A 3,739-nucleotide genomic window follows, 5' to 3' on the forward strand; every position below is an offset into this window, starting at 1 on the left:
CCCGCCGCCGCATCCGTCGGGGTGGCAGCAGCCCCAGCCGTACCCGTATCAGCCCTATCCTCATCCCGGTCAGCCGAATCCGAGCGGCGAGGCAGGCCAGGACGGCGGTCACGAGAGCGCCGACCGGTCCAACCCGCCGGCCCACGGCTGATCCGAGAACGGAGGCTTCGATGTCGCAGTCGCTGCGCGAGCATCACAACAACACCGAGACGGCCATGCGGGTGTTCGACCAGCCGCGGGCCGAAGCGGCGGTGCGTGAGCTGCTGATCGCCATCGGTGAGGACCCCGATCGTCAGGGTCTGATCGATACCCCGGCTCGGGTGGCGCGTGCGTACAAGGAGCTGATGGCCGGTCTGTACACGGACCCGGACGCGGTGCTGAACACCACCTTCGACGAGGAGCACGACGAGCTCGTGCTGGTCAAGGAAATCCCGCTGTACTCCACCTGCGAGCACCACCTGGTGTCGTTCCACGGCGTGGCCCACGTGGGGTACATCCCCGGCGTGGACGGCCGGGTGACGGGTCTGTCGAAGATCGCCCGCCTGGTGGACCTGTACTCGAAGCGCCCGCAGGTGCAGGAACGGCTGACCGCGCAGATCGCCGACGCGCTGATGCGCAAGCTCAACCCGCGCGGGGCCATCGTGGTGATCGAGGCCGAGCACCTCTGCATGGCCATGCGGGGTGTGCGCAAACCCGGCGCGGTCACCACCACGTCCGCGGTGCGGGGACAGTTCAAGACCGACAAGGCATCCCGGGCCGAGGCGCTGGAACTTATCCTGCGGAAGTGAACCCACTGAACCCGATGGACACCCGCGGAACGCGGGTGCAGGTCATGGGGGTCGTGAACGTCACCGACGATTCCTTCTCCGACGGCGGCAAGTTCATCGACCGTGACCGTGCCGTCGAACACGGGCTGGCGCTGGCCGCCGCCGGCGCCGCGATCATCGACGTGGGTGGGGAATCCACTCGTCCCGGAGCGGTGCGGATCGAGCCCGCGGTGGAAGCCGCCCGCGTCGCCCCGGTGATCGAAGCCCTTGCCGCCCAAGGGATCACCGTCAGCATCGACACCATGCACGCCGACGTGGCACGCGTTGCGCTGGAGAGCGGCGCGCAGATCGTCAACGATGTGTCCGGCGGCCTGGCCGACCCGAACATGGCGCCGCTGCTCGCCGAGGCCGGCGTGCCGTGGATCCTGATGCACTGGCGTTCGGTGGGGGCCGCGCACCCGCACCAGGCGCCGGGGTACGACGACGTGGTGGCCGAGGTTCGGTCCGAATTGCTGAGTGCGGTCGACGCGGCCGTCGCGGCGGGTGTGGAGCCGCAGCGCCTGATCATCGATCCGGGTCTGGGGTTCGCCAAGACGGCTCAGGACAATTGGGCCCTGCTGCATGCCCTGCCCGAGTTCGTCGCCACCGGCATCCCGGTGCTGGTCGGGGCGTCGCGCAAGCGCTTTCTCGGTGCCCTGCTGGCCGGGCCGGACGGGACACCGCGCCCACCGGACGGCCGCGNAATCCCCAGAGGAACCGCCGGACAATACCGATGCCGCGCCCGAGTAGCCGATTTCCCAAGGTCGTCGGCCGAATCGCCGCAGCGGTCGACGGGTTCGACGACCGGTGACGGGTACAGTCGGCGCATGACCGTTCTGCCCCGCGGTGGTCGGCCACGGCGCGGCGGCCGAAGGCCGGGCTGGCTCCTCTTAACGGTATTGCTGGTGCTCGCGATTCTGGCCAGCTCCGCATTGGTGTTCACCGATCGTGTCGAGTTGCTGAAGCTCGCCGTCATCCTGGCCCTGTGGGCCGCCGTGGTGGCGGCCTTCGTCTCCGTGATCTACCGGCGCCAGAGTGACCTGGACCAGGCCAAGGCGCGCGATCTGAAGTTCGTCTACGACCTGCAGCTGGATCGCGAGATCTCGGCGCGGCGCGAGTACGAGCTGACCGTCGAGACCCAGCTGCGCCGGGAGCTGGCGTCCGAGCTGCGTGCCCAGGCCGCCGACGAGGTGGCCGCGCTGCGCGCCGAGCNCTGGGAATCTGGAGGACGGCTTGGCTGATCGAATTGAGTTGCGCGGCTTGCGGGTTCGCGGAAACCACGGTGTCTTCGACCATGAGCGGCGCGACGGTCAGGAGTTCGTCGTCGACATCACGGTGTGGGTGGACCTGCGTGGTGCGGCCGCCAGCGACGATCTCGCCGACACCCTCGACTACGGCGCGCTGGCCCAGTTGGCCGCCGACATCGTGGCCGGCCCGCCCCGCAACCTGATCGAGACCGTCTCGGCCGAGATCGCCGATGCCGTCATGGCCGACGAGCGCCTGCATGCGGTCGAGGTGGTGGTGCACAAGCCGAGTGCCCCGATACCGCTGACCTTCGACGATGTGGCGGTGGTGGCGCGGAGGTCCAGAAGAGGGAACAGCCAGTGACTTCCACGGTGCTGTCGATCGGATCGAACATCGGCGACCGGCTGGCCCGGTTGCAGTCGGTGCTCGACGGCCTCGGGGCAGCGGTGCGCGCAGTATCACCGGTGTTCGAGACCGACGCCTGGGGCGGGGTCGAGCAGAGTCCGTTCCTGAACGCGGTGGTGATCGCCGACGATCCGGACCTCGACGCCCACGGTTGGTTGCGGCGCGGGCAGCAGCTCGAGCGGGAGGCGGACCGGGTCCGGGAACAGAAGTGGGGTCCCCGCACCCTCGACGTCGACCTGGTCACCTGTCACGACGGTGACGCCGAGGTGTTCTCCCGAGACGAGGTCCTGACGTTGCCGCATCCGCTCGCTCATCTGCGGGCGTTCGTGCTGATCCCGTGGCTGGCGGTGGACCCCGACGCCGCGCTGACGGTCGTCGGCCGAACACGGCGGGTGGCGCACCTGCTGGAGGAGATCGACCCGGCCGAACGGGCCGGCGTCCGGCGCACCGATCTGACCCTGCACATCCGCACCGATCCGGTGGCCGACTGATGGGCCCGACCCGCAAGCGTGACCTGGCCGGTGCGGTCATCGTCGTGGCGATCATCGGCTACGTCCTGGTCGGCATGCTCTACCGGTGGTTCCCGCCGCTGACGCTGTGGACCGGGCTCTCGCTGCTCGCGGTGGCGATCGTCGAGGCGGGCTGGGCGTTCTATGTGCGCGCCAAGATCAACGACGGGCAGATCGGGGTCGGCGCAGGCCGGCTGCACCCGCTCGCGGTGGCCCGGTCGGTGGTGATCGCCAAGGCCTCGGCCTGGGTCGGGGCCATCACCGCCGGGTGGTGGATCGGGGTCGTGGTGTACCTCCTGCCGCGCCGCGGCGAGATCCGGGTGGCCGCCGAGGACACGCCCGGTGCGGTGGTGGCCTCGGTCAGTGCGCTGGCGCTGGCCGTCGCGGCCGTGTGGCTGCAGCACTGCTGCAAATCCCCAGAGGAACCGCCGGACAATACCGATGCCGCGCCCGAGTAGCCGATTTCCCAAGGTCGTCGGCCGAATCGCCGCAGCGGTCGACGGGTTCGACGACCGGTGACGGGTACAGTCGGCGCATGACCGTTCTGCCCCGCGGTGGTCGGCCACGGCGCGGCGGCCGAAGGCCGGGCTGGCTCCTCTTAACGGTATTGCTGGTGCTCGCGATTCTGGCCAGCTCCGCATTGGTGTTCACCGATCGTGTCGAGTTGCTGAAGCTCGCCGTCATCCTGGCCCTGTGGGCCGCCGTGGTGGCGGCCTTCGTCTCCGTGATCTACCGGCGCCAGAGTGACCTGGACCAGGCCAAGGCGCGCGATCT

The 3,739-nt window shown here is 69.6% G+C and carries 6 protein-coding genes and 1 pseudogene; all 7 read left to right on the plus strand.

Annotation, left to right across the window (positions count from 1 at the left end):
* Positions 1-170: 170 nt before the first annotated feature.
* The gene (gene folE / locus BN4332_RS26415; RefSeq protein ID WP_066902389.1) at positions 171-788 is read left to right on the plus strand and encodes a GTP cyclohydrolase I FolE; all 618 of its coding nucleotides are present in this window, start codon (positions 171-173) and stop codon (positions 786-788) included.
* 14 nt (positions 789-802) lie between these two features.
* Positions 803-1,507 (plus strand): annotated as a pseudogene (folP, locus tag BN4332_RS26420) (dihydropteroate synthase); the annotation flags it as partial.
* Between the two features lie 126 nt (positions 1,508-1,633).
* A complete protein-coding gene (locus BN4332_RS35130) occupies positions 1,634-2,047 on the plus strand; it encodes a DUF6779 domain-containing protein (RefSeq protein WP_338066802.1) in 414 nt (137 codons plus the stop codon).
* Positions 2,040-2,414, plus strand: coding sequence for a dihydroneopterin aldolase (gene folB, locus BN4332_RS26425; RefSeq protein WP_066902390.1), 375 nt, complete (start codon positions 2,040-2,042; stop codon positions 2,412-2,414). Before BN4332_RS35130 ends, folB begins: the two co-directional genes overlap by 8 nt.
* Positions 2,411-2,947, plus strand: a complete 537-nt coding sequence (gene folK / locus BN4332_RS26430; protein WP_066902391.1) for a 2-amino-4-hydroxy-6-hydroxymethyldihydropteridine diphosphokinase — start codon at positions 2,411-2,413, stop codon at positions 2,945-2,947. Before folB ends, folK begins: the two co-directional genes overlap by 4 nt.
* Positions 2,947-3,423 (plus strand): DUF3180 domain-containing protein, encoded by a 477-nt coding sequence (locus BN4332_RS26435; RefSeq protein ID WP_066902392.1) that lies wholly within the window; start codon positions 2,947-2,949, stop codon positions 3,421-3,423. The genes folK and BN4332_RS26435 overlap by 1 nt, the downstream gene beginning before the upstream one ends.
* 77 nt (positions 3,424-3,500) lie before the next feature.
* On the plus strand, positions 3,501-3,739 hold a 239-nt coding region (locus tag BN4332_RS26440; protein WP_338066793.1), incomplete at its 3' end, for a DUF6779 domain-containing protein.

It is taken from the genome of Mycolicibacterium houstonense, from assembly GCF_900078665.2.
Classification (GTDB): Bacteria; Actinomycetota; Actinomycetes; order Mycobacteriales; family Mycobacteriaceae; genus Mycobacterium; species Mycobacterium houstonense.